Annotated in this window: 23 protein-coding genes; 8 read left to right on the top strand and 15 right to left on the bottom strand. The window is 62.7% G+C overall.

Annotated elements, in window-relative coordinates; translation table 11 throughout:
- Positions 1–4 precede the first annotated feature (4 nt).
- The 6 genes from K1177_RS05720 to K1177_RS05695 form a co-directional block, all read right to left on the bottom strand.
- The gene (locus tag K1177_RS05720; RefSeq protein WP_224702346.1) at positions 5–1,054 is read right to left on the bottom strand and encodes an ABC transporter permease; all 1,050 of its coding nucleotides are present in this window, start codon (positions 1,052–1,054) and stop codon (positions 5–7) included.
- Positions 1,051–2,577: a sugar ABC transporter ATP-binding protein gene (locus tag K1177_RS05715; protein ID WP_224702345.1), complete on the bottom strand. Its 1,527-nt coding sequence runs from the start codon at positions 2,575–2,577 to the stop codon at positions 1,051–1,053. Before K1177_RS05715 ends, K1177_RS05720 begins: the two co-directional genes overlap by 4 nt.
- 68 nt (positions 2,578–2,645) lie before the next feature.
- The gene (locus tag K1177_RS05710; RefSeq protein WP_224702344.1) at positions 2,646–3,782 is read right to left on the bottom strand and encodes a sugar ABC transporter substrate-binding protein; all 1,137 of its coding nucleotides are present in this window, start codon (positions 3,780–3,782) and stop codon (positions 2,646–2,648) included.
- 98 nt (positions 3,783–3,880) lie between these two features.
- Positions 3,881–4,633 carry a FadR/GntR family transcriptional regulator gene (locus K1177_RS05705; RefSeq protein ID WP_224702343.1) on the bottom strand — a complete coding sequence of 251 codons (753 nt, stop codon included), beginning with the start codon at positions 4,631–4,633 and terminating at the stop codon, positions 3,881–3,883.
- Entirely contained in the window at positions 4,630–6,591 is a 1,962-nt protein-coding gene (locus K1177_RS05700; RefSeq protein ID WP_224702342.1) for an ABC transporter permease, read from the bottom strand. The genes K1177_RS05705 and K1177_RS05700 overlap by 4 nt, the downstream gene beginning before the upstream one ends.
- Before the next feature lie 131 nt (positions 6,592–6,722).
- A complete protein-coding gene (locus tag K1177_RS05695) occupies positions 6,723–8,123 on the bottom strand; it encodes an ABC transporter substrate-binding protein (protein WP_224702341.1) in 1,401 nt (466 codons plus the stop codon).
- A 359-nt stretch (positions 8,124–8,482) separates the two neighbouring features.
- On the opposite strand from K1177_RS05695, the gene K1177_RS05690 reads away from it, so the two are divergent.
- The 7 genes from K1177_RS05690 to K1177_RS05660 all read left to right on the top strand — a co-directional run bounded on the left by K1177_RS05690 (position 8,483) and on the right by K1177_RS05660 (position 17,012).
- Complete coding sequence (locus K1177_RS05690) at positions 8,483–9,541, top strand: ABC transporter ATP-binding protein (RefSeq protein WP_224702340.1); 1,059 nt, start codon at positions 8,483–8,485, stop codon at positions 9,539–9,541.
- 156 nt (positions 9,542–9,697) lie between these two features.
- Complete coding sequence (locus tag K1177_RS05685; protein ID WP_224702339.1) at positions 9,698–10,528, top strand: FadR/GntR family transcriptional regulator; 831 nt, start codon at positions 9,698–9,700, stop codon at positions 10,526–10,528.
- 247 nt (positions 10,529–10,775) lie between these two features.
- Positions 10,776–11,849: a LacI family DNA-binding transcriptional regulator gene (locus tag K1177_RS05680; RefSeq protein WP_224702338.1), complete on the top strand. Its 1,074-nt coding sequence runs from the start codon at positions 10,776–10,778 to the stop codon at positions 11,847–11,849.
- A 442-nt stretch (positions 11,850–12,291) separates the two neighbouring features.
- Complete coding sequence (locus K1177_RS05675) at positions 12,292–13,266, top strand: NAD-dependent epimerase/dehydratase family protein (RefSeq protein ID WP_224702337.1); 975 nt, start codon at positions 12,292–12,294, stop codon at positions 13,264–13,266.
- 167 nt (positions 13,267–13,433) lie between these two features.
- Entirely contained in the window at positions 13,434–14,381 is a 948-nt protein-coding gene (locus K1177_RS05670; protein ID WP_224702336.1) for a sugar-binding protein, read from the top strand.
- A gap of 104 nt (positions 14,382–14,485) precedes the next feature.
- Complete coding sequence (locus tag K1177_RS05665) at positions 14,486–16,000, top strand: sugar ABC transporter ATP-binding protein (protein ID WP_224702335.1); 1,515 nt, start codon at positions 14,486–14,488, stop codon at positions 15,998–16,000.
- Positions 16,001–16,010: 10 nt separating this feature from the next.
- Positions 16,011–17,012, top strand: a complete 1,002-nt coding sequence (locus K1177_RS05660; RefSeq protein ID WP_224702334.1) for an ABC transporter permease — start codon at positions 16,011–16,013, stop codon at positions 17,010–17,012.
- Positions 17,013–17,071: 59 nt separating this feature from the next.
- Here K1177_RS05660 and K1177_RS05655 read toward each other — a convergent pair whose 3' ends face one another.
- From K1177_RS05655 to K1177_RS05630, 6 genes are read right to left on the bottom strand one after another with little or no spacing between them, the layout of a single operon-like run.
- A complete protein-coding gene (locus K1177_RS05655; protein ID WP_224702333.1) occupies positions 17,072–18,856 on the bottom strand; it encodes a SulP family inorganic anion transporter in 1,785 nt (594 codons plus the stop codon).
- A gap of 60 nt (positions 18,857–18,916) precedes the next feature.
- On the bottom strand, positions 18,917–19,276 hold the full coding sequence (locus tag K1177_RS05650; RefSeq protein WP_263574780.1) for a TIGR01244 family sulfur transferase: 360 nt from the start codon (positions 19,274–19,276) through the stop codon (positions 18,917–18,919).
- Between the two features lie 50 nt (positions 19,277–19,326).
- Entirely contained in the window at positions 19,327–20,220 is an 894-nt protein-coding gene (locus K1177_RS05645; protein WP_224702332.1) for an MBL fold metallo-hydrolase, read from the bottom strand.
- Between the two features lie 20 nt (positions 20,221–20,240).
- Positions 20,241–20,684, bottom strand: a complete 444-nt coding sequence (locus tag K1177_RS05640) for a DUF6691 family protein (protein WP_224702331.1) — start codon at positions 20,682–20,684, stop codon at positions 20,241–20,243.
- A complete protein-coding gene (locus tag K1177_RS05635; RefSeq protein ID WP_224702330.1) occupies positions 20,684–21,112 on the bottom strand; it encodes a YeeE/YedE family protein in 429 nt (142 codons plus the stop codon). The genes K1177_RS05640 and K1177_RS05635 overlap by 1 nt, the downstream gene beginning before the upstream one ends.
- The gene (locus K1177_RS05630) at positions 21,105–21,329 is read right to left on the bottom strand and encodes a YgaP family membrane protein (protein WP_224702329.1); all 225 of its coding nucleotides are present in this window, start codon (positions 21,327–21,329) and stop codon (positions 21,105–21,107) included. The genes K1177_RS05635 and K1177_RS05630 overlap by 8 nt, the downstream gene beginning before the upstream one ends.
- 75 nt (positions 21,330–21,404) lie before the next feature.
- On the opposite strand from K1177_RS05630, the gene K1177_RS05625 reads away from it, so the two are divergent.
- Entirely contained in the window at positions 21,405–21,710 is a 306-nt protein-coding gene (locus K1177_RS05625) for an ArsR/SmtB family transcription factor (protein WP_224702328.1), read from the top strand.
- A gap of 111 nt (positions 21,711–21,821) precedes the next feature.
- Here K1177_RS05625 and K1177_RS05620 read toward each other — a convergent pair whose 3' ends face one another.
- The 3 genes from K1177_RS05620 to K1177_RS05610 all read right to left on the bottom strand — a co-directional run bounded on the left by K1177_RS05620 (position 21,822) and on the right by K1177_RS05610 (position 23,568).
- Complete coding sequence (locus K1177_RS05620; RefSeq protein ID WP_224702327.1) at positions 21,822–22,259, bottom strand: FKBP-type peptidyl-prolyl cis-trans isomerase; 438 nt, start codon at positions 22,257–22,259, stop codon at positions 21,822–21,824.
- A 158-nt stretch (positions 22,260–22,417) separates the two neighbouring features.
- Positions 22,418–23,113, bottom strand: coding sequence for a sulfite exporter TauE/SafE family protein (locus K1177_RS05615; RefSeq protein ID WP_224702326.1), 696 nt, complete (start codon positions 23,111–23,113; stop codon positions 22,418–22,420).
- Positions 23,113–23,568, bottom strand: coding sequence for a hemerythrin domain-containing protein (locus tag K1177_RS05610; protein ID WP_224702325.1), 456 nt, complete (start codon positions 23,566–23,568; stop codon positions 23,113–23,115). The genes K1177_RS05615 and K1177_RS05610 overlap by 1 nt, the downstream gene beginning before the upstream one ends.
- Positions 23,569–23,726 lie beyond the last annotated feature (158 nt).

Below are 23,726 nucleotides of genomic sequence, written 5' to 3'. Positions count from 1 at the left end.
GCTCCTAGCGGAATAGATCGAGGCGGTTCTTGATGCGGAACACGCGGACGGCCCCCAGGCTGACCGCAGCCAGAAGAACCAGCCCTTCGACCAGCGGCTGCAGCAGCGGATCAATAGACAGGATGCGGAAATAGAAGGAGATGACGCGCAGGATCAGTGCGCCAATCAGCGAGCCAAGGGCGCCGCCAACGCCACCGAGCAGAGACGTCCCGCCCAACACCACGGCAGCGATTGAATTGAGCGTGTAGGCGCCGGCCTGGGTGATGTCGGCGTTGCCAGAGGCTGTCTGGATGGCGAGGTAAAGCCCGCCGCAGGCAGCGAAGAAGCCAGCCAGGGTGAAGGCGGCGATCTTGGCGCGATTGATCGGCAGCCCAGACATATATGCGGCGCCCTCGGCAGAGCCGATGGCATAGATGGTTCGGCCAATCACTGTCCGACGGAACGGCAGCCAGACGCCTGCGCCAAACACCAGGATGATCAGCAGCGGCACCGGAATCCAGGCGACCGGCGCAAACCAGGCGGCGTCGGGATCGAAGAAGCCATAGGTGTCCACAAAGTCCCACAGTGAATTGGTCACCGCCCAATTGAGGTCGCCATCAACATCTCCGCCCGGCTTGGGTCGGATGAACAGCGCCAGGCCCATGGCGATGGCACCGGTTGCCAGCGTGGCAATGATCGGCTGCAAGCGGCCATAGACCACGATCAGCCCATTGCAGAAGCCAAACGCCGTGCCGGCCAGAAGCGTTGCCACCATGCCCATGATGATCTGCAGCGGCGACCCGTTGACCAGGACGGAGGCTATGCAGGCCGACAGGGTCATGACGGCGCCGACCGAGAGATCGAGGCCGCCGAGCAGCACCGGAATGGTCTGTGCCATGGCGACAAACACAATGGCCACCGATTCATTGGCGTTCTGAATCAGCACCGCCGAGGAGAAGCCGCGGGGATGCAGAATGTTGTAGAGCACGAAAAGCGCGAGCAGCATGAGGACGGCGCCGGCAAAGGCCCGGTTCTGGCGGATGCTGCTGGCAAGATTGGCTAGCTTGCTGCTCATTGGGTCACCCCGAATGCACCGGCGTGGATATTGAGCGAGGCGGCAACGATGGCTTCCTCGGTCACCGCGTCGCCGGTTAGTTCAGCGACAATGGCGCCGTCGTACATGATGGCGACCCGCTCACAGCAGCCGATGAGTTCGGCATAGTCGGTGGAATAAAAGAGGATGGCTCGTCCCTCGTCGGCCAGGCGGCGCATGAGGCGATAGATCTCCTGTTTGGTGCCGACGTCGATGCCGCGGGTCGGGTCATTGAGCAGAATGACGTCCGGATCGGTCATCAGCCATTTGGCGATAACCACCTTCTGCTGATTGCCGCCCGACAGGGTGGCAACGGCGTCCTGCGGGTCGCCGATCTTGATCTGCAGCCTGGCGACAGCCTCGCTGACAGCCTGGCTCTCCAGCGCTGGGCTGATAAAGGGGCCGACCGAGACATAGGCATAGGACGCTGCCAGCAAATTGTCGGCAATCGACATGGGCAGCATCAGGCCTTCTGTCTTGCGATCTTCCGGCACCAGCGCGATGCGCCGTGGTGCCTGCTTTGCAATGGCGGGGTCGCCGGGCACGCCAGATGTCTCGCCAACCTCCACGCGGCCCTCCACGCCTCGCAGCACGCCGAACAGGGCCAGCATGAGTTCCTTCTGGCCCTGCCCGTCCAGGCCGCCCAAGCCGACGATCTCGCCACGCCCAACCGTCAGCGACGCGCCCTTGAGCCGCTTCTCCCAACTCAGGGCGTTGACCCGCAGATGCGCGGGATGCTCGGTTGGCGCGGGTTTGGGCGGAAACTGTGCATCGACTTCGCGACCAATCATCAGCCGGACGATCTGGCCATCGGTCTTTTCTCCCTTGGCGAAGGTCTCGACATGGCGCCCATTGCGGAACACGGACAGCGTGTCGCACAGGCGCTCGACCTCGTTCATGCGATGGGAGATGAACAGGCTGGCGACATTATCCTGGCGCAAATCTGCCAGAAGCCCATAAACCGTCTCGACATCGTTACGGGTCAGGGCTGACGTCGCCTCGTCCAGGATCAACAGGCGCGGTCGCTTGCCAAGCGCCTTGGCAATTTCCACCATCTGCCGGCGCGACAGCGACAGGTCGCGTACCAGGGCGTTGGGATCGACATCTTCGCATTTGATCCGCGCCAGGAGGTGTTCAGCAATCTCGCGCTGTGCGCGACGATCGATCATTCCAAACCGGCGCGGAGGCTGCGCCAGCGAGATATTGTCGGCGACCGTCAGGTCGGGCACCAGGGACAGCTCCTGGAAGATGCAGACAATCCCAGCGGCGTTGGCGTCGGCCGGACTGGCGTAGTCGACCGGCATGCCGTCAATGCTGATCGACCCGGTGTCGGGCTTGAGAACGCCCGAGATGATCTTGATCAGCGTCGACTTGCCGGCGCCGTTCTCGCCCAGAACGGCATGGATCGACCCGCGTTCACACGCGAAGTCGACGCTTTCCAGGGCGCGCGTACCGGCGAAATACTTGGACACGCCAGTCAGCTGCAAAAACGGGTGTTCAGACATGTTTGAGCCATCTCCACCGCTCGGGCCGGTATGGCGGCGCCCGGGAATGGCGCCGCCACGATATGGCTTTACTTCACGTCCGCTTCGGACTGCGCCATGATGGCGGGGCCCGAAATGTTGACGCCGCAGGGCGGGAACTCGTTCACGGTGAAGAAGTTGTCCGGCAGATCGGACCAGAAGTTCTCGCCATCCTTGAGCTGGTCGTAGGTGGCAACGGGCAGCGGCACCGAGATCAGCTGCGGCATGACATTGCCCTCAAGGGCGGACACTGCCGCCTTCATGGCAATGGCCACGAGGCCTGGCGACTGGCCAATGGAAATGCCCTTCAGTCCGTCGGCAGAGTGCTCCGCCACGAGTTTGCGGAAGCCATTCTCGGATTCACCGGCAATGGGCACCATGGGATGGCCCGCATCGATCATGGCCTGCACCACACCGGTGGTGCCGCCCTGGGCTGCGATGGCGTCGAACTGACCATGCACGGCGATCGCGTCTGCGGTGACCTTCTGCGCGGTGCCGTCATCCCAGTTGCCAACGACCTCCACGATCTCCCAATTGCCGCCACTGGCCGCGAATGCATCGTGAATTGCGGCCGATCGGTCGCGGTCGACCGAGTTACCGGCAAGGCCGCGCACTTCAAGGATCTTGCCACCCGTCTTGCCCTGGGCCGCCAGCTCGTCGATCAGGAACTGGGCCCAGCGATGGCCCATTTCGGTCTGGTCCTCGTTGACCTGCATGACAGCGTCGGTATCCAGAACGTTGTCGAACGGCACCAGAACGACGTTTTCCTTGTCGGCCAGGCGGATCACGCGATCAAAGCCGTCCGGCGAGACGGCGATGGTGACGATGGCGTCAAAGCCCTGGTTGATGAAGTCCTCGATGGCGCCAAGCTGGGCAGGCGCGTCCGTCCCGGTCGAGACCACCTTGAATTCGGCAATCTTGTCCTTGATGGCCGGATCCTCGGCAAATGCCTTGGCGGTCTTGATCATCTGAATGCGCCAGGTGTTCCCGACAAAGCCGTTGACCACGGCGATGCGGTATGGCCCCTCCTGAGCTGGCCACTGCATGTATTTGGCGTCATCGCCCCAGGGCGCGAAGCAGGTTGGATCGGCACCAGGGCCGGAGACGGTCTCCGGTCCGGCGAGAGTGAGGCTGGTCGAAGCGAGCAGGCTCGCCACAACCAAAGTTGCTACGTGCATAGTCTTCATTTTCGTCCTCCCAAGATTGGCGTCTCCCCGACGCCATGTTCAGGCGGTCCTGCTCCATGCGAGACGGGCGGCCTGCACATTGCTCCCCACGGCCTGCGTCACAGCGCCGGCCGATCCGCCTCCCCCTCTTCGTCGAAGGCCCAAAGTCCCAGATGCAAATGCGTGATCAGCGCATATTGGTAGCGAATGCGATCCCGCAGCTCGAGCGCATCGACCACTGTGGCGTGCTGCTCGAAGGTGTCGACATTGAAGTCGCGGATCTGCTTGCCGCGCTCCATGATCCGGATGATCACCGGCTTCATGATGCGGTAGACATCGTGCGCCGCGCGATTGTCGAGGATTGAAACCAGTCGGAGGTGGAAACGGAAGTCCAGCTCCGACGCCTCGCTGATGCTGGGCGCCTCGCGCAACGCGGCGTTCAGCGCGCGCAGCTCGGCGACATCCTTGGCCGAGACATGGTCGAAAATGGTGTCTACCGACCCCACTTCGATCAGCTTTCGGAACCCCTGAATGTCATTGAAGGTGCGCCGCGAAATGTCGAGCGTATTGAACGAGAAGAGGTCGAGTGCGCGCTCCATGCGGTCATCGATCAGGGTCGCGCCCACCTTGGGGCGCACGGCAACGACGCCGTACGCCTTGAGAATGCGCATGGCCTCGCGAACCGTGTTGCGACCGGCATCGAAGCGTTCGCACAGCTCCTTTTCGGTGGGCAGGCTGTCGCCCAGCTGCAGGCCACCATCGGAAATGAGGCCGCGGATCTTGGCCACCATGGCGTCGACCGCTGATGGTGCCGGGCGCTCGGCTGTGACCGCCCTGGCCCTGCCTGTCTTGCCCGACACCTGGTCGTTCATCCCTTGACCGCTCCGACAGTGAGCCCTTCGGCCAGGAACCGCTGGGCATAGATGTAGAGCACCGCAACCGGAATAGTGGTCAGCAGGGACGCCGCCATCAGCTTGCCCCATGGCAGGATGTCGCCCACCACCAGGGATTGCAGCCCGATCGGCAAGGTCCGCAGGGATTCAGAGGTGATGAACACGAAGGCGAACAGGAACTCGTTCCACGCATTGGTGAAGGCAAACAGCGTCACCGAGAGGATGGCCGGGGCCGCCAGCGGCAAGGTAATGCGCCAGAAGATATAGAGTCGGCTGGCGCCATCGATGCGGGCAGCCTCCTCCAGCTCCACCGGAATGGAGCGGAAATAACCCATGAGCACCCAAGTGGCGAAGGGGAGCAGGAACGTCGGATAGGTCAGGATCAGCGCGGCATGCGTGTTGATCACGCCCAGCGACGTCAGTGTCTGGTAGAGCGGGATGAACAGCAGCGTGCCCGGCAGAAGATAGGTGATGAGCAGCAGCGTGGTGAGCAGCCCTGCCCCGCGGAACCGCAGGCGCGACAGCGCATAGGCAGCCAGGGACGCCAGCGCCACCGAGACCAGGGTCGCGGATGCCGCAACAAAGGCCGAGTTGAGCAGCCAGGTCACAAATGGCGTATCCTGCAGCAGCGACCGATATTGGTCGAGCGTGGCCGGCTGTGGCCAGAAGATGGATTCGCGCTGGCTGATCTGCTCGGTGGTTTTGAGCGATGTGGTGATGATCCAGTAGAATGGAAAGGCCACAAAGATCATCACCGGCAGCAGCACGATCAGGCGCAGCCAGGGCCCGCCATTGCGACGCACGGCCTGCGAGGTCATGGGCTGGGTGACGCGACGGCCCGAAGCCCGCCGGACCGCCCGAACACCGGCCTCGTAGAGTTCAAACAGCTTCTGGATTGGCCAAAGCACGGCGTCGATCAGCAGGTTCATGCCCTTGCCGATCCACTTCAGGGCGCGGTCGGCAAGCCCTGGCGACTTGTTGAAATCGCCGTCACGCTTGTCGTCCTGACGCATGAAGCGCGCCAGCAGCCAGATCATCACGGCCATCAACGGCGCCACCGAGAAGGCGATCGCAATACCGGGGCCGTACTGCAGCGACGCAATGGCCTTTTCGTAGGCGAGAATGGAGTAGAGCTTTGTCGCACCGCTCGGTCCGCCGCCAGTCATCAGGAATGGCAAGCCGAACTGGTTGAATGTCGAGATGAACGACAAGAGCAGGGTGACCACGATCACATAGCGCAGGCTCGGCAGCGTAACGTTGCGGAAACGCTGGATGGCATTGGCGCCATCGACCTGGGCCGCCTCGAGCTGCTCGCGGTCGACGGCCTTGAGGCCGGCCAGCAACAGCAGGACGAAGAAGGGAATCCCCTTCCAGACGTTGACCGAGATAATGCTGCCCATCGCCATGTTGGGGTCCGAGAGCCAGCCCAGCGGACGATCGATGATGCCGGCGCCCTGAAGGATCGGGTTGAGGCCACCGAACAGCGGGTCGTAGATGGACTTCCAGGCCAGTGCGGTCACGATCTCGGGAATGATCCAGGGCAGCAGCATCAAGCCGCTGAGCACACCGCGAAACGGCAGGCGGCTGTTGAGAATAAGGGCAACCGACAGGCCGACGATGAACTTGATCAGCAACGACCAGAAGGTGAACACGATCGTGTTCTGCATGGACTGCAGGAAGTCGCTGTTGGTGAACAGGCGCGTGTAGTTGCGCAGGCCCACATTGGTGGTCTCGCCCGTCAGGAAGTTCAGCGACGTGGTGCTCTGGATGATGGCGCTGACAAACGGCCAGAAGATCAGCAGCGCCATGATCAGGACCATGGGCAGCACGAACAGATAACCAACCTTCCAGTCACGGCCGAAGAACTGGTCAATGCGCTTTGCGCGTGCGCGACGAGGCTTGGTGATGGCGGTGGCCAGGCTCATGCGATCTTCCATGGCTTGAACTCCAACGGGAACGCGCCCGCAGATGACAAAGGGCAAGCGTCCGCAGCACCCGACCGGGTGCACGGGCGCCAATCAGGCGAGCGGCAGGGGCGAGACATTGCCCGCCCCTGCCGCACCGCGACTTACATGATGCCGCCTTCTTCGAAGAGCTGGACGATCTTGTTGTGAGCGTCGGTCACTGCTTCCTGAGACGTCATGCGGCCGGCAATGACATTGCCCATCGACTGCTCGAGGATGCCCTGGGCCCGGATGGCGTCGATCTGAGCCGCCGGCTGGGCGGGCCAGGACGGGCCAATGAAGGGATCGGGAACGCTGACCTGGTCCTTGATGATGGCGAAGTTCGGATCGGCCTCGATCAGTTCAGGCGTCCAGAGCTTCTCATAGGCGGGCATGAACAGGCCGCCAGCCACCGAGGACATCGGGGTGAAGTTGGCCGGATCGAGCAGGTCGAGTGCCAGCTTCTTGGCCAGTTCAACGTTGGGTGCGCCCTTGAAGACCGTCAGCCAGCCGCCAACAGCACCGCCGTCGCGACTGTCGCCATTGTTGGCATTGGGCTGGCGCAGCAGGATCGTGCCCGGGAACACCGGGTTGTTGTCGCGCTTTGCTGCCGCATAGACCGAGAACGCATTGTGCGTATAGCCGATGCTGCCGGCGAGGTAGGCTTCGTTGTTGGAAATGTCGCCCCAGCTTTCAACGCCCGGGGGCAGCATGGCCGCGTACTTGCCATTGCGATCATAGGTCTCGCGCACGAACTCAAAGGCGGCCACGGTCTCAGGCGAGTCGAACTCGACCTTGGTGCCCGAGGCATCGGTGAAGTGCCCGCCAAAGGCATTGAGAATGCCCGAAGCCACGCCCCATCCGTCGCCGGACTGGTTGACCGTGAGGCCCCAGCCGTAGAAGCCATTGGCCGGGTCCGAAATAGCCAGGGCTGCTTCGCGGCGCTGTTCCCAGGTGTCCAGGGTGCTGGGATCGATGTTCTTTTCCGCGAGCTTGTCACCGCGGAAGAACGTGCCAGTGGTGTTGGCAATGAACGGAATGGCGACCCAGCGACCGTCGATCTTGCCGGTCTTCTCGGCGTTGATGCCGCGCATCACATTGCCGTACTTGCTGATGGCTTCCTCGACCACGTCGTTGACGTCTTCCAGCAGGCCGAGCAGATGCATCTGCGGCACCGACACATTGCTGGTATAGGCCAGGTCTGGTGGATTTCCGGCCTTCACGGCCGCGGACATCTTGCCAAGGAAGTCGCCGAACGACTCCGGATTGGTGGTCGAGATGTCGAGTTCCGCACCGTTGGCCTTGGCGAAGGTGGTCACGGTGTCGCGGAACAGGTTTTGGGCGGCTTCGAAATATTCGGTCCGGTGAATGACGGTCAGCTTGCCTGCGGCACCCTGCGGCAGGTCAAGCTCCGGAGCCTTGTCCTGAGCGAAGACCGGCAGGCCCTGGCTGGTGGCCCAAAGGCCCAGGCCAGCCGCACCGCCGCCGCGCAGAACATCGCGTCGATTGAAACGATTTTTCGTCATGGTTCCAGTCTCCTCCTCAATGGAACATGGCGGCGGGCACCCGCACACAATCAAGCGCGCGGACGAATCGAAATGTCAGATGATGCCCAGTCCTCCCTGGCGGGGCCTTCTCCCTTGCCCCTATCCGATGCCCTGCCCCTATTTGTCCCAGCATTGGCACCGAATTGTCGGATTATTAGGTCACGACCTTCTGACCGTCAATATATTGTCGGACAAAATACTTGTGCGCGTGGAGTCTGCGGGCTAAAAAACTTGCTCTCGCACTTGGTTAAAAGCCGTCCGCAAACAGAGAACGGCAGCCCAAGAGGCGGAAAACCAAGGTCGTCCGCGGTTGGCGACCACGCTGAGGGGAGGATAATATGGGCGCAGTGACCATCCGTGATGTGCGCAAGAGCTATGGCAGCGTCGAGGTGCTGCATGGCGTTTCCATCGACATTGCTGACGGCGAGTTTGTCATCCTGGTCGGGCCATCAGGATGTGGGAAATCGACCCTCCTGCGGATGATCGCGGGCCTGGAGGATATTTCGGGCGGAGAGATCGAGATTGCCGGCCAGGTCGTCAATGACCTCGCCCCCAAAGACCGCGACATCGCCATGGTGTTTCAGTCCTATGCGCTCTATCCGCACATGACCGTTGAAGAGAACATGGGGTTCTCGCTCAAGCTGGGCCGTGTCCCGCGCGACGAAATCCGTCGCCGCGTGGCCAGCGCTGCGCAAGTGCTGGGGCTTGAGCCCTATCTCGAGCGCTACCCCCGGCATCTGTCAGGCGGCCAGCGCCAGCGTGTCGCCATGGGCCGCGCAATCGTGCGCAATCCCCAGGTGTTCCTGTTTGACGAGCCGCTGTCCAATCTGGATGCCAAGCTGCGCGTGCAGATGCGCAGCGAGATCAAGCTCAACCATCGGCGACTCAGCACCACCACTGTCTATGTGACGCACGACCAGATCGAGGCCATGACCATGGCCGACCGCATCGTGGTCATGCGCTCGGGCGAAGTCGAGCAGATCGGTACGCCGCTTGAACTCTACGATACGCCGGCAAACCTGTTCGTCGCTGGTTTCATCGGATCGCCAGCCATGAACGTCTTGGATGGCATCGTCGAGGGCAACGGCTTCAAGCTAAACGACGGCACCATCATCCCGCTGCAGCCGCACACGGCGGCATCGCACCAGGGGCCAGCCAAGCTGGGCATACGGCCAGAACATCTGCGCCTTGATCCAGCGGGCATGAAGGCAGAGGTCCTGGTGATCGAGCCAACGGGATCTGAAACCCAGGTGGCTCTCAAGATGGGCCAACACGAGCTGGTGGGCGTCTTCCGGGAGCGGATCACGACGCTTCCTGGCGAAACCATCGGTATCGGCTTTGCCATGGATCTGGTGCACCTGTTCGACGGCGCAACCGAGCAGCGCATCGTTCCCTAGACCGTCTCACCCGCATTTTTGCGGGCAAATGCCGCAGTTTAGGCGCCGGACGAGCATTGCTATCCGGCGCCTTTTGCCGCAACACTAAAGGAACCCGGGTCGCAATGGCCCCGCTTCCTGCCGGCCATGGCATGGCCAACACCGATCGATCCCCTGATGGCTTTACGTGACTACTCGGACGACCCCACAACCATTGACCGCAACCCTGCAGTCGAACGGTTGATGACCCCTCATGGCGAGGGACGAAACGACAATGACCTGCTCCACATCCTCGGACGCGAAATTGTCTCTGGCACCTACCCCGCTGACGCCCGCCTGCCCGACGAAGCCGCCATGCTGGATCGGTATGGCGTCACGCGCACGGGGCTGCGCGAGGCCTATGCCCAGTTGACGTCCAAGGGCATGATCGTGGCCAAGACGCGCGTCGGCACCAGCGTCACCCTGCCCATGTTCTGGAACATGCTCGATCCAGAGGTCCTGGCATGGCACCTGGACGCCAAGCCGCTGGATGAAATTGCCATGAGCATCTATCCGCTGCGTCGCATGATTGAGCCGGGCGCGGCAGCCATGGCGGCGCAGGTGCGGACCGACGCCGAACTGAAGCGGCTTGAGCTTGCCTATGAGCAGATGAAGTCTGCGGGGCGGGACGAACAGGCTTTGCTCACGGCGGACCTCCGGTTTCACCTCGAGATCGTCAGCGCCACCCACAATCCGTTCATCGGCGCGTTCAACACGCTGCTCAATACGGTGATGCGGCGGACTCTCCGCCTGGGGTGGCAGGGTGTCGAATCCGCTGCGTCCAAGCCTGCGCGCCTGTTGCAGCACTTCGACGTGCTGGAAGCCATTCGCCAGCGCAACGCAGAAATGGCACGAACCCGAATGGAGATCCTGATCGACGACTCCTTGAAGGACGTTGTCGACGCCCTGGAGGCGAAGCACCGCCAGCGTGATGCCCTGGCTGGCAAAAGCGCCCCGGCTCGCGTTTGAGCCACCAGCCGTTCAGTTGATAATATTATCCTTGAAATCACTGAAGGCGTGACGTTTGGTGTGCCCATGGGCGAGTATGCCCAGCATGTATCCGGCCACGGCTGCGGTGGGCGGGTACGGGGCGTGACTGGCTCGGCGGGAGACGAAGACGTCACCCGCATGGCCAACTGCCACGCACCACTCGTCCAGACAGTCCGGCGTCGCGCCCAGCACGCCGGCTACAGCAAGTTCGGAGATGCCCGCCCCTATGCCCAAGTCCAAAAAACAGGCGGGCGCGACCAGGCCCACCATGATGGATGTTGCCGCGGCTGCCGGGGTGTCCCAGGCGACGGTGTCGCTTGTGCTCAGCGGCAGCAAGGGCGCGAGGCTGGCGGAAGCAACACGGCGGCGCGTCGTCGACGCCGCAAATGCGCTGGGCTATCGGTTTGTCCGCCGGGGGCCGCGGCCCATGGCGCCCGAGGCGCAGTCGACAATCCTGTTCGTCGTGGATGAGATTTCGGCTGACCCCTGGATGGCGCTGGCCTTCGAGGGCGCCCGCGACTTTGCCCTGGAACAGGGCATCAGCGTTACGCTGGGGGTTAGCCACGGCGACCCCGAGGTCGAAGCCAGCCTGATTGCCAGCGCGGCGCGGCAGCGGCTTGTCGGGGTCTTGTATGGGACCATCCTCACCCGCGAAGTGCAGCTCTCGCAGGCATTTGCCGGACATCGCACGGTCTTGGTGAACTGCCATGACGCCGAACGGGCCCATAGCGCTGTCTTGCCGGGCGATTTGGTTGGCGGCCGGGTGGCCACCGAGCACCTGATCGCCATGGGGCGGCGACGGATCGGCTACATCAATGGCCAACATGGCGTCGAGGGCGCACGTGATCGCCTCAAGGGCTATCGCCAGGCCTTGGCCAGCGCCGACATGAGCTTTGATCCACAGCTGGTCAAACCCGGAAACTGGGAGCCCTCGGCTGGCTATAACATGACGCGCGAGCTGATGGCCCTGCCCGCGCCACCGGATGCCATATTCTGTGCGAACGACATGATGGCAGTCGGCTGCTATGAGGCGCTCAAGGAACTCGGGCTGAGCATTCCCGGCGACGTCGCCGTGATCGGGTTCGATGATCGTGACATCGCGCAATACATGCACCCGCCGCTGTCCACGCTGGTGCTCCCGCAGTACGAGATGGGTCGGACGGCGGCTGAACTGTTGATTGATGCTTCTGGCGGCCTTCCCATTGCGCCGACCCGCATCAAGGTGGAGTGCGAGCTCATCGTGCGCGAATCCACCGGCCTTGCCGCCAACGCCGTCAAGGCACGCAGAGCGGCGGAATAGACTGCTCAGCACAAAAGACAATCACGGCCAATAACTTGCTCGTTCTGCAGCGGTCGCAGCGGCATTCGATTGACGCCATATTTGCGCCCCTGAGACGGCGGTGCTGTGAGCACTGCGCGTCGGCAATTGTCGGTACTTTGTAGGCCAGCGGACAGCGCTTCATGTGCTGACACTATACCTGCAAATACTGTCTTGACGGCATGCCGTGTTGAATGCTGATATTATCACATAATATGATCATTCGCGATGCGGTGGTCCGTGATATTTGCGCTCTGGCCTGGGTCGAAGTGCAGATGCGAAGCCGGGCGGGAGGGGAGGCCCGCTCGGCAACCAAACCAGATTGGCATGTGACGTTTCCGGTGCTGCCGCATGTGCACCGGGACGGGAGGGGAGCCGTTTTGAGGTACGTATATCTTTCTTCCTTTGGCCGAGCGCGGCTTTCATGAAGTTGCTCGTCACGGGCATTACCGGGAAGGTTGGCAGCAATTTTCTGCCGGCGTTTCTGTCTGCCAACAAGTTCGCAGGATGGACAATCCGGGCCATCTGCAACAACCGCATCATCGAGCATCCGTCCGTGGAGGTGGTGAAGGGGTCACTTTCAGACGCCGACCTAGTCCGCAGCGCCATGGAAGGGGTAACCCATGTGCTCCATATGGCGGCCGTAAAGGAGTCTCCTGCCCTGGCCATGGATGTGGGCGTCAAGGGCATGTTCAACCTGCTCGAGGCATTCCGCAGCGCGCCCGATGCAGAGCAGTTCATGTTGATCGGCGGCGATTGCTCGGTGGGGCATATGTTCCACGCCTATGACGCCCCCATCACCGAGACCGCGCCACGCCGCGCCTATCCCGGCTGTTACGCGCTCACCAAGGTGATCGAGGAGGTCATGCTGGAGCAGTACGCGATCCAGTATGGCATCAACACCTGCTGCCTGCGGGCGCCGTGGATCATGGAAAAGGATGACTTTCGCTACGCACTCAGCTTTGGCGAGCAGTTCGGCGGCCCGGCCTGGAGCGAACTGCTGCCGCCGTCCGAGATCGAGAGGCTTGCGGCGTCAGATACTGTTCCCCTGCTGAGGGACCTCAACGGCGCGCCGCTGCGGCGAAATTTCGTTCATGTCTCGGATCTGGTGTGCGCCATCCTGACCGCGCTCGATCACCAGGCTGCCCGCGGTCATCTGTTCAACATCGGCATGAGCCAGCCGGTAGACTACGGCTTTGTGGCTGCGCATCTGCGCGCCACCCGTGGCCTGCCCTCTGTCGACATCAACACACCCTATCACAGCAATTGGCTCGATACGTCAAAGGCTGGGCTGCTGCTCAACTGGCGGCCGATGGTGGATACCAAACTTCTTGTCGAGCGCGCCTGGGACTATCGCCGCGCGCCCGACGACCCCCGCATCGTCTGGTACCCGGGCTAGACGATACGGCAATGGAATCCGCGCACCCCAAAGTCCGCAATCTGTGCAGTGCGTTCGGAAAAGGGGGACAGGCGGTAAGCCCACCTCACGGCAAATGGTTTGCCGTGGGTGACGTCAACAGGTCGGGAGGAGGCAAGCAATATGCCCCCTCGACAGGGAGGATCATCATGAAGTCAAAGATTGCCATCTCACTGCTTAGCCTCGCTGGACTGCTGTCCGGCCCAGCCTTTGCCCAGGACAAGCCGCAGCTCGCCTTCGTGGTGAACGCCGCTTCCGACTTCTGGAAACTGGCAGAGGCCGGCGTCAAGAAGGCGCAGGACGAGCTGCCCGGTTATGACCTGCAGTTCCGCTATCCTGTGCAGGGGACCGCCGCGTTGCAGAACGCCCTGATGGACGATCTGGTGGCCGCCGGAACGGACGCCATCATGATCTCGTCGGCGGATCCCAAGAACTCCATCGATGCGTTCAACCGCATTGCGGCGCAGGTGCCCCTGTTCACCACCGATAGCGATGCCCCAGCCAGCAATCGCATCGCCTACCTGGGCTCGTCCAATACCGCGGCCGGCGTTCAGGCGGGCGAGATCGCGGTCAAGGCGCTGCCCGACGGGGCCAAGTGCATGGGCTTTGTGGGCTTCCTGGGCGCCGACAACGCCGTTGAGCGCATTGCCGGCTTCCGCCAGGCCGTTGAAGGCAAGGGGATCGAGCTGGTCGATGTTCGCGGCGACGACGTGGATTTCGGTCGGGCCCGGTCCAATGTCGATGACGTTCTGGCCGCCAACCCAGAGATCAACTGCATGGTTGGCTTCTACTCTTACAACCCGCCCAAGATCTATGAGGCGCTGCAGGCAGCGGGCAAGCTGGGGCAGATCACGGTCATCGCCTTTGACGAAGACCCCATCACCCTGGGTGCCGTGCGTGAGGGCAACTTTGCCGGCACTGTTGTGCAGGACCCCTACCAGTGGGGCTATCAGGGCATGCACCTGATGGCGAAGTATCTTGAGGGCGACAAGTCCGGCGTTCCCGCGGATGGGCTGATCATCGTGCCCACCAAGGTGATCGACAAGGACAATGTCGATGCCTTCGAGGCCGAGCTCAAGGCGCGCATTGGCGGCTAATCCTCACCGCTGATGTCGCACCGGGCCAGGAACGGCAGCCTGGCCCGGTGCACATTTCTGCTTCCAGACCCTTCCCGGGTCCGACTGCGTGAAATTGCCAAACAATGACCAACAAAGAGACCGCCCCTGCGCCATTGCTGGTGCTCGATAGAATCGCCAAGACCTACCCCGGCGTGGCAGCACTGAGCGGCGTGACCATCAGCGTCATGCCCGGCGAAGTATTGGCCCTGATCGGCGAAAACGGTGCCGGCAAGTCGACGCTCATGAAGATCCTCGGTGGGGTGATCGAGCCGACGTCCGGCAAGATCGTGATCGATGGCGTTGCCCATGATCGGCTCACTGTCAGCCAGTCACAAGCTGCGGGAATCGCCTTCGTTCACCAGGAGCTCAACGTATTCGACAACCTCGACGTCGCCGCCAACATGTTCCTTGGGCGCGAAATCAGACGCGGTTTTCTTGGCCTGGTCGATGTGAAGGCCGCTCGTGCGGCCGCTCAACCGCTGTTGGACAGGGTCGGCGCAAGCTTTGGTCCTGACACGCCGGTCGCCGAGCTGTCCCTTGCCGAGCGGCAATTGCTGGAGATCGCCAAGGCGCTGTCCATGGATGCGCGCATCGTCATCATGGATGAGCCTACGTCGTCGCTGACACTGCGGGAAACCCAGGTGCTGATGAAGGTCATTGACGACCTCAGGCAGCAGGGCATTGCGGTGATCTATATCTCGCACCGCCTGAGCGAAGTTGAGCAGTGTGCAGACCGGGTGGTCGTATTGCGCGACGGGCACCTGGCCGGGGCACTCAGCCGTCATGAGATCAACCATGACGCCATGATCCGCTTGATGATCGGGCGCGACCTCAAGGCACTCTACACACCCCCGGCTCAGCCCGCGGGCCGCGTTATCCTTGACCTGAACGCGGTTCGGACCAGCACCTACCCCAATGCCGCGGCGAGCCTTGCCGTGCGCGCAGGCGAGATTGTCGGCGTGGCTGGGCTGGTCGGTGCCGGCCGAACCGAACTGGCGGAGGCCGTTTTCGGGATCACCAGGCTGCGTGGCGGAACCGTGCAACTGGACGGGGTCGCGCTCGACTGCAGCTCGCCCAGAAGCACGATTGCGGCGGGCGTCTATCTCGTGCCGGAAGACCGCAAACGCACGGGCCTCGTGCTGGAGAGCTCGATTTGCGAGAACATTTCGATGGCCGATCTCGCCAGCGTGGTCCGTCATGGCCTCGTCTCCGGATCGCGCATGGCGGCACGAGCCGAAGAGCAGCGGACCAGACTTGGCATCAAGACAGCCGACATCCATCGCGTGGCGGCCGAGCTTTCTGGCGGCAACCAGCAGAAGGTCGTTCTCGGCAAGTGGCTCTCGATGCGTCCGCGCATGGTCATTTTTGACGAACCGACCCGCGGCATCGACGTGGGTGCAAAATCCGAGATCTATCGCCTGATGCGGGCGCTGGCAGATGCCGGCGTCGGCGTGCTCATGATCTCATCAGACATGGAAGAGGTCATCGGCGTGTCGGACCGCATTGTTGTCCTGCGCGAGGGCGCAGTCGCGGGGGAGCTCGAGCGGCCTGAATTTTCTGAACACAACGTGCTCAAGCTGGCCGTTGGCGCGCACTAGGGGACCAACAATGCAAAAGAAAGACCTGGGACTGGCTATCCTGATCATCGTCGTCGGCCTGGTGGTTTACCTGCGCAATCCACTGTTCCTGTCGCCCATCAACCTGGCCAATACCGCCAATCTCATTGGACTGTTCGGCTTGTTTGCCATCGGCCAGGGCTTCGTCATCATGACCGGTGGCATTGATCTCTCGGTGGGCTCGATGATTGCCTTGCTGGGCGTGCTGTTCGTCGAGCTGCTGGGCAAATATGCCGTGCCCTGGCCGCTTGCCATGCTGATTGTGGTTGCCGCCGGCACCCTGATGGGCCTGGCGCACGGCCTGCTCATCACCAAGCTCAAGATGCAGCCTTTCGTCGTGACGCTCTGCGGCTTGCTGATCTACCGCGGCGTCGCCCGTGGCTATACCGGCGAGGCGACAGCTGGCTTTCCCTTTGGCACCAGCTTTCCGGAGGTGGAATGGATCACCATCGGACGCAGCTTTGGCGTGCCCCATTCCTTCATTGCCATGCTGGTCGTGGGCGGCATCTGCTGGGTCATCCTGCATCGCTCCGTCTTTGGGCGGCATCTTTATGCCGTCGGCAAGAACGAGGACGCGGCCCGCTATTCCGGTATCCGCACCGACGCCGTTGTTATCGCCGCCTATATCATCTGCGCGGTGCTGACTTCGGTTGCGGCCATCTACTTCGCCATGTTCACCCGCTCGGTGCAGCCCTCGTCGCACGGCAATTTCTACGAGCTCTATGCGATCGCAGCAGCTGTTTTGGGCGGGTTTTCGCTGCGCGGCGGCGAAGGCTCGATCATCGGCGTCATGCTGGGGGCGCTACTGCTGCAGGAGCTGCAGAACCTCGTCAATCTGCTTGGCATTCCCTCCTCGCTCAACTTCGCCGTCATGGGGGCGGTAATCCTTGCCGGCGTGCTGGCCGACCAGCAATTCACCCGCTACCGCGAACGGCAGCGGGCCAAGGCCATGGAACTGCGCGGGCTCGACGCCCGCTCGGCGACGGGAGGCTGAAATGGGAGTGGCCAGCGCTGGGCTCCCAGCACTGGCCACCACCATCAGCAACAGTTCCGTTACGGATGAGTTGCGGCTTGTTGGGGCGCCCTGCCCGCGGACTTCTGCGTGCCATCGGCGTCGGCAGCGGCCAGCCTATGCTGGGCGATCGCCAGCATCGCCTGGTGCTGACTGAGGTGCACTTGTCCGCTGAGATGAGCAACGAAGTCAGTCCCCGCCAGCCGATCCATGACCGGACCTTTGACCTCAGACAGGTGCAGGCGGACATTCATGTCCTTGAGGCGGCTGGCAATGGCCTCGAGGCTTTCGAGCGCCGACATATCGATGGCGTTTACGGCCGAACACATCAGCACGACATCGGTCAGGCCCGGATTAGCGGCAACCTGGGCGATGACCAGATCTTCCAGATAGTGGGCGTTGGCGAAGTAGAGGCTTTCGTCGATGCGGATGGAAAGCACCCCGGGGACAGTGTCCACCTTGTGGCGCTTGACGTTGCGATAGTGCTCCGTCCCCGGCACGAGGCCCACCACGGCGGCGTGTGGCTGCGAGGAGCGATAGAGAAAAATCAGGATCGAGGCACCAACGCCCAGCGAGATACCGATCTCGACGCCAAGCAAGAGCGTCCCGGCCAGAGTCAACGCGACGGCGGCGAAATCCGCCTTCGAGTAGCGCCAGGCGCGCGCCAGAATGGAGAAGTCCACCAGGGTGAGCACGGCGATCACGATGGTTGCCGACAGCGTTGCCTTGGGCAGCAGCGCCAGGAACGGCGTCAGCAGCAATGTCGCCGCGGCGATGCCGATGGCGGTAAAGGCCCCCGCGGCAGGCGTGGCGGCACCGGCGTCGAAGTTGACCACAGAGCGCGCGAACCCGCCGGTCACCGGATAGCCGCCGCCGATCGCAGCGGCGATATTGGATGCGCCCAGGCCAATCAGCTCCTGGTTGGGCGAGATGCGTTCGCGCCGCTTGGCGGCCAGGGTCTGGGCGACAGAGATCGATTCCACAAAGCCAACGATCGAGATGATCAGGGCGGGCACCAGCAGCTGCTGCACGGTGTCGAGATTGAAGCTGGGCAAAGTCAGCAGAGGCAGCCCTTGCGGCACCTGCCCGACCAGCGAAACGCCCTTGGCGCCAAGCTCCAACAAGCCGGACCAGGCCATGGTGAGGAAGACGACCAGAACCGGGCCGGCGCGCACGATCACGGTGGCAGGCCCCTTGGGGACGCCAAAGCGGGCGAGCCAGTTCTTGAGGTCAAGACGGATCCAGAGGAGCAAGGCGAGCGCAACGAAGCCGACGGCAACCGTGTGGCCATTGATCTGGCCGATATTCTCGATGATCGACATCAGCAGGTCGGGCATGGCGTGCCCCTCGGTCTTGATACCGAGCAGGCCGCCCACCTGGCTGGTGGCGATGATCAGGCCTGACGCAGTGATGAAGCCGGAGATCACCGGATGCGACAGAAAATTGGCGATAAAGCCCAGGCGAAACAGGCCCATCAGGGCGAGCATCACGCCGGACAGCAGCGCCAGGATGATCGCGGCGCTGGTGTAGTCGACGGAGCCTTCGGCCGCCAGGCGCCCGACCGCGGTGGCCGTCATCAGGGAAACGACAGCCACGGGCCCGACGGCGAGCGCCGAGGAGGTGCCGAAAATGGCATAGGCGACCAGCGGCAACACCGACGCGTAAAGACCCACCTCCGGCGGCAGGCCGGCCAGCAAGGCGTAGGCCAGCGACTGGGGGATCAGCATGATGGTGACGATGACCGCCGCAATGAGATCGCTTGTCAGCGTTTGCCGGTTATAGCGCCGGCCCCAGTCCAGGATGGGGAAATAGGTCTTGAGGTTCATTGAAGCGGTCGCCTTGAATAGATGGGCCGGCTGCGCCCGCAGCCGGCCGGGAAAGATGGGTCAGCGGCCAAGAGTGCTGTGCAGGCTGCCGGCGCGCGCGCCCGAGCGGCAATAGCCGAGCATGGGCTTGGGCATCTGCGCCCAGGCGTCGTGGAAGCGGATGATCTGGCCCTCCCCCAGCATTCCCGAGACGGGGATGTGCACGATCTTGAGCCCGAGGTTTTCAGCGGCGCGGGCCACTTCGGCAAAGCTCGGCTGGCCGGGCTCTTCATTGTCCGGGCGGGCACACACGATGGATTTGAAGCCGGCGTCGGAAACATCCTTGACCTGCTCGGGAGTGATCTGACCGGTCACGGAGAAATTGTCGTCGACCTTGCGGAGGTTCATGGTCTTGGCCTTGGGCTTGAGAAAGGAAAACATGGTTGGTCTCGTCGATGTTGAGCGCACTGCGCCAGGCAGTGCACCGGGCGCTAGAGCCCGTTGATGGGAACCTTGAGGAAAGTCTTGCCACTTGAATCCCGTGGCGGCAGGCGTCCGGCGCGCATGTTGACCTGCAGCGACGGAATGATCAGGCGCGGCATGTTGAGCGTAGCGTCGCGGGCTTCGCGCATCTTGACGAAGGTGTCCTCGTCGGTGCCCTGGCCAACGTGGATATTGTGGTCGATCTCCTCGCCGACCGTGGTCTCCCACTGGATGTCCCGGCCGTTCGGACCGTAGTCGTGGCACATGAACAGGCGCGTTTCGCGTGGCAGGGTGAGCACGCGCTGGATAGACCGGTAGAGCACGCGCGCGTCGCCGCCCGGGAAGTCGGCGCGTGCGGAGCCGCCATCGGGCATGAACAGGGTGTCGCCAACAAAGGCCGCGTCGCCGATGACATGGGTCATGCAGGCCGGCGTGTGGCCGGGCGTGAGCAGGACATGCGCGGTCAGTTCGCCGATCTGATAGCTGTCGCCATCGACAAACAGCTTGTCGAACTGGCTGCCATCGCGCTGAAATTCGGTGCCCTCGTTGAAGATCTTGCCGAAGGTGTCCTGCACGATGGTGATGTTGGCGCCGATCCCCAGCTTGCCGCCCAGCTTGCCCTGGATATAGGGCGCTGCTGACAGGTGGTCGGCATGCACATGGGTTTCGATCAGGCACTCGAGCTTGAGCTGATGCTCCTCGATATGGCGGATGATGGCGTCGGCGCCCTCATAGCTGATGCGACCGGCCGCATAGTCGATGTCCATGACGGAATCGATCACGGCGCAGGCGTTGGACTGCGGATCCTTGACCACGTAGCTGATGGTATTGGTTGGCGCGTCAAAGAACGCGGTCACTTCAGGATGAACCGAGAGGTCGGCTTCGAAAGGAAGAGTGCTCATCTTAGAACTCCTTGAGGGGTTTACGCGGTTTTGGTGGCGGCGCTGGCTGCGTTGGCCTGGCGAATGCTGCGGGCAATGAACAGACCGGTCAGCATCGAGCCGACGAAGGCCCAGGCTGTGGCTTCACCCAGACCCAGCGCCGGTATGGCGCCGCCCGGACAGAAGCCGGAAATGCCCCAGCCAAGGCCGAAGACTGCAGAACCGCCAACCAGGGGCAGATCAATCCTGCGGTTGGTCGGCAGGTGGAAGCTGGGCTCCAGCAGCGGGCCGGGTCGACGGAGCACGAGGCGATAGCCGACGAATGCCACGGCGAGCGCCGAGACCATGACCACCAGCAGGGACGGATCCCACTGCCCGGCGACATCAAAGAAGTTGAGCACCTTGGCTGGGTTGGCCATGCCCGAAAGGGCGATGCCCGCGCCGAAGACCAGGCCGATGAGGCCAGCAACAATCGTGCGTTTCATCACAAGCCCCCCAGCACATGGCGAATGACGAACACCGTGGCAATCGCAGAGCCAAGGAAGGTCAGCGTCGCAACAAGCGAACGGGGAGACAGGCGGGCCAGGCCGCAAACGCCATGGCCGGATGTGCAACCGGACCCGAAATAGGCGCCGCCGCCGACGATCAAGCCGCTGATGATGACCCAGGGCATGGGCACAGGACTATCGAAGGCGATGGCCGTCTCGGAGACCTGCAGCATCAGCATGGGTGCAATAATGGCGCCGGCAACAAAGGCCGCCCGCCAGGCCCAATCGGTCGATCCCGGCGGAATCAAACCCGTCAGAATACCGGTCATGCCGGCAATGCGGCCATGGGTGGCCATCAGCAGCACGGCCGACAGGCCAATCAGTGCACCGCCAACGAGCGAGAGCACCGGCGTAAATTCAGTCATTATGGGTAACCTTGGATGTAGAGAAACCAAAAATCCTGTAGATCGGGCAAAATCTCAGGACGGCGGTGGCAATCAGGACAATGCCAACCACAGTTGCGATCCAGAACCAGACAGGCTCGGCAAACAGGGACAACCCGGGCAACCAGGGCAGGACGATGAGGGCAACGCCAGCGAGAAGCCGGGCGATACGATCGGGGGTTCCAACATTGGCCAACATGGGTAGCTCCTTGAATCAGGCGCGAAATCGGCAGACATTGACGCTGCCGCAGGTTGTATATAAGAACATTCTAATATGAGCAATATGGAAATCGAAAGAATGGAAGTCAATGCCGAGGAGGCCAGTCGCCTCCTGACGGCCATGGCAAATTCCAAGCGCCTGATGATCCTGTGCAATCTGCTTGAGCAGGAACTCAATGTGACCGAGCTGGGCGAGCGAGTCGGGTTGGCGCAGTCGCCGCTGTCACAGCATCTCTCCAAGCTGCGCGCCTGGGGATTTGTGAAGACGCGGCGCGAGGGCCAGCAAGTCCACTACAGCCTGGCGTCGCCGGCCGTGCAGCAGGTTCTGATGACTTTGTATGGGATCTATTGCGCGGATTAGGGGCAGGCGCGCCGGCGATGCCGGCAGGCCTCCCAAGATTACGGGGTGGCAATGCCACGCTGGACCAGCCCCGGATAAAGAAACGGCGGGCCCTGAGCCCGCCGCGCGGCCTCAGGCGGCCTTGACGATTTCGATCAGTTCAACGTCGAACACCAGGTCCTGACCGGCGAGCGGATGGTTGGCGTCAACCTTCACATTCGCCTCGTTGATTTCGACGACCGTGATCGGGATCACGCTGCCGTCGGCGCTGCGCGCCTGCAATTGGGTGCCGGGACGAACTTCGATGCCGGCCGGAACCTTGGCGCGATCGAGTGTCTGGACGGCTTCTGCGCGGTGCGGGCCATAGGCCTGTTCGCAGGGAATGGTCACCGTGCTGGTGGCGCCGGGCGCCATGCCTTCGACGTGAGCCTCAAGGCCCTTGATGACCTGTCCCTCGCCGAGCGTGAATTCGAGTGGCGCGCGACCAACTGACGAATCGAACTGTTTTCCGTTGGTAAGGCGCCCCGTGTAGTTGATGCGAACGACGTCGCCCATCTTGGCTTGGGTCATGGCTGTTTCCTTCTGCGATTGCGGACGGTCGACCCGTCCATCCAGTGAGGCCGCGCATGTGGCGCGCGACAGCGAATGCCCAATGTAGGTATTGAGTCCAGGATGTAAACCTTTGGCGGCCAATGGCTGCCCCCACGCACGGGTCGCGTCGCGCCCCGTCAGGCCCCCGTGATGCAGAACGGACTGCCCGGAGCCGTCAGCAGAAGGCCCAGGATACCGCCCAGGATCAGGGTTGCACCCGCAACCAGGCGACCAGGGCGGCGGCGGGCCCGGCCAGAGCCATAAAATGCAAGTGTACTGGCCACCACGGCTGGCACAGTCCCGAGGCCAAAGGACAGCATCAGGGCGGCGCCGAACAGGGGGTCGCCGGTGAGCAGTGAGTTGAACAACGCTGTATAGACCATGGCACAAGGCGTCGCGCCCCAGGCCAGGCCAGCAACGATCGCCATCTCCGGCGTGCCCAGAACGGGAGAGCTGCGCCAGCGAGACATGGTGGCAGCCACGGGCGCGAGCGCGCGATCGGCAAGAGCAAGGCTCGGAACCAGGCCAGCGGTGGTCAGCCCCATCCAGACGATGACCGCGGCAGCCACCACCTGCAGCGCGCCATGGGCTGCCGTGAGGTTGAACTGGCCATAGAGACCGGCGCCGAAGACGCCAAAGGCCAGGCCCGCGAGCGCATAGGCGGAAATGCGGCCCAGCTGCAGCAAGCCCAGGCGGAGCGCTACGGAGGCCTTGTCCTGCGGTGCGGGTCCCAGCATCATGAGCGTGCAGCCGATGGGGCCGCACATGCCGGCGCAATGCAGGCTCGATGCCAGCCCCAGGGTCAGGCCCCAGATGACCGCGCTGGCGAGCATCAATGAGCCGTGGTTCCCAGAAGTGCCATCACCACCTCACGCTCCAGTGCGATGCGCCGCTTGCGGGCCTCGAAGAAGCCTCGCAGCATATAGCCGAGGGCATCGGTGCAAACGGTCGGGCGATCGGTGCCGATGGTGCTGAGCGCGTCCTGCAGTTCTTCGGCATGGCTGAGATCCTCGTCACTTTCGCGCAGCAGGCGCCGGGCCGTTCGGCTCACGTCCAGGTGCCGCACTGTGCCGATTTCGACCAGCGTTGCCCCCAGAATCGCCCGCTCATTTGCCGTCGCCTCCTGCATGACGGCGTGAAGACGCTCTGCCGTCCTGTGGCAAAGTGCCGAGTCGACATCATGCGGCAAACCATCTGCAATTTGCTCGAGCGTATCGCAAATAGCCAGTTGCTCATCATGTCCGGCCAGCAGGCGGCGCAACGCGCCCTCATCTATGTGCACGACCATGGTGTGAATTCTCCTTGTCGCGGCAAGACCATGACCGGTGCAGCCTCTCGTGTTCGAGGCCCGCCGACATTGACCTAGATCAATGAGACTCCCTCCCCCTCACAATAGTGTGATGCCAAGCAGCCATGGCTGCGAGTTCGGAAAAACTAGGGGGCACC

The organism is Devosia aquimaris, from assembly GCF_020169335.1.
Taxonomy (GTDB): domain Bacteria; phylum Pseudomonadota; class Alphaproteobacteria; order Rhizobiales; family Devosiaceae; genus Devosia; species Devosia aquimaris.
The sequence above is the reverse complement of the archived record's forward strand: the minus strand, read 5'-3'. Positions and strand labels throughout refer to the sequence as shown.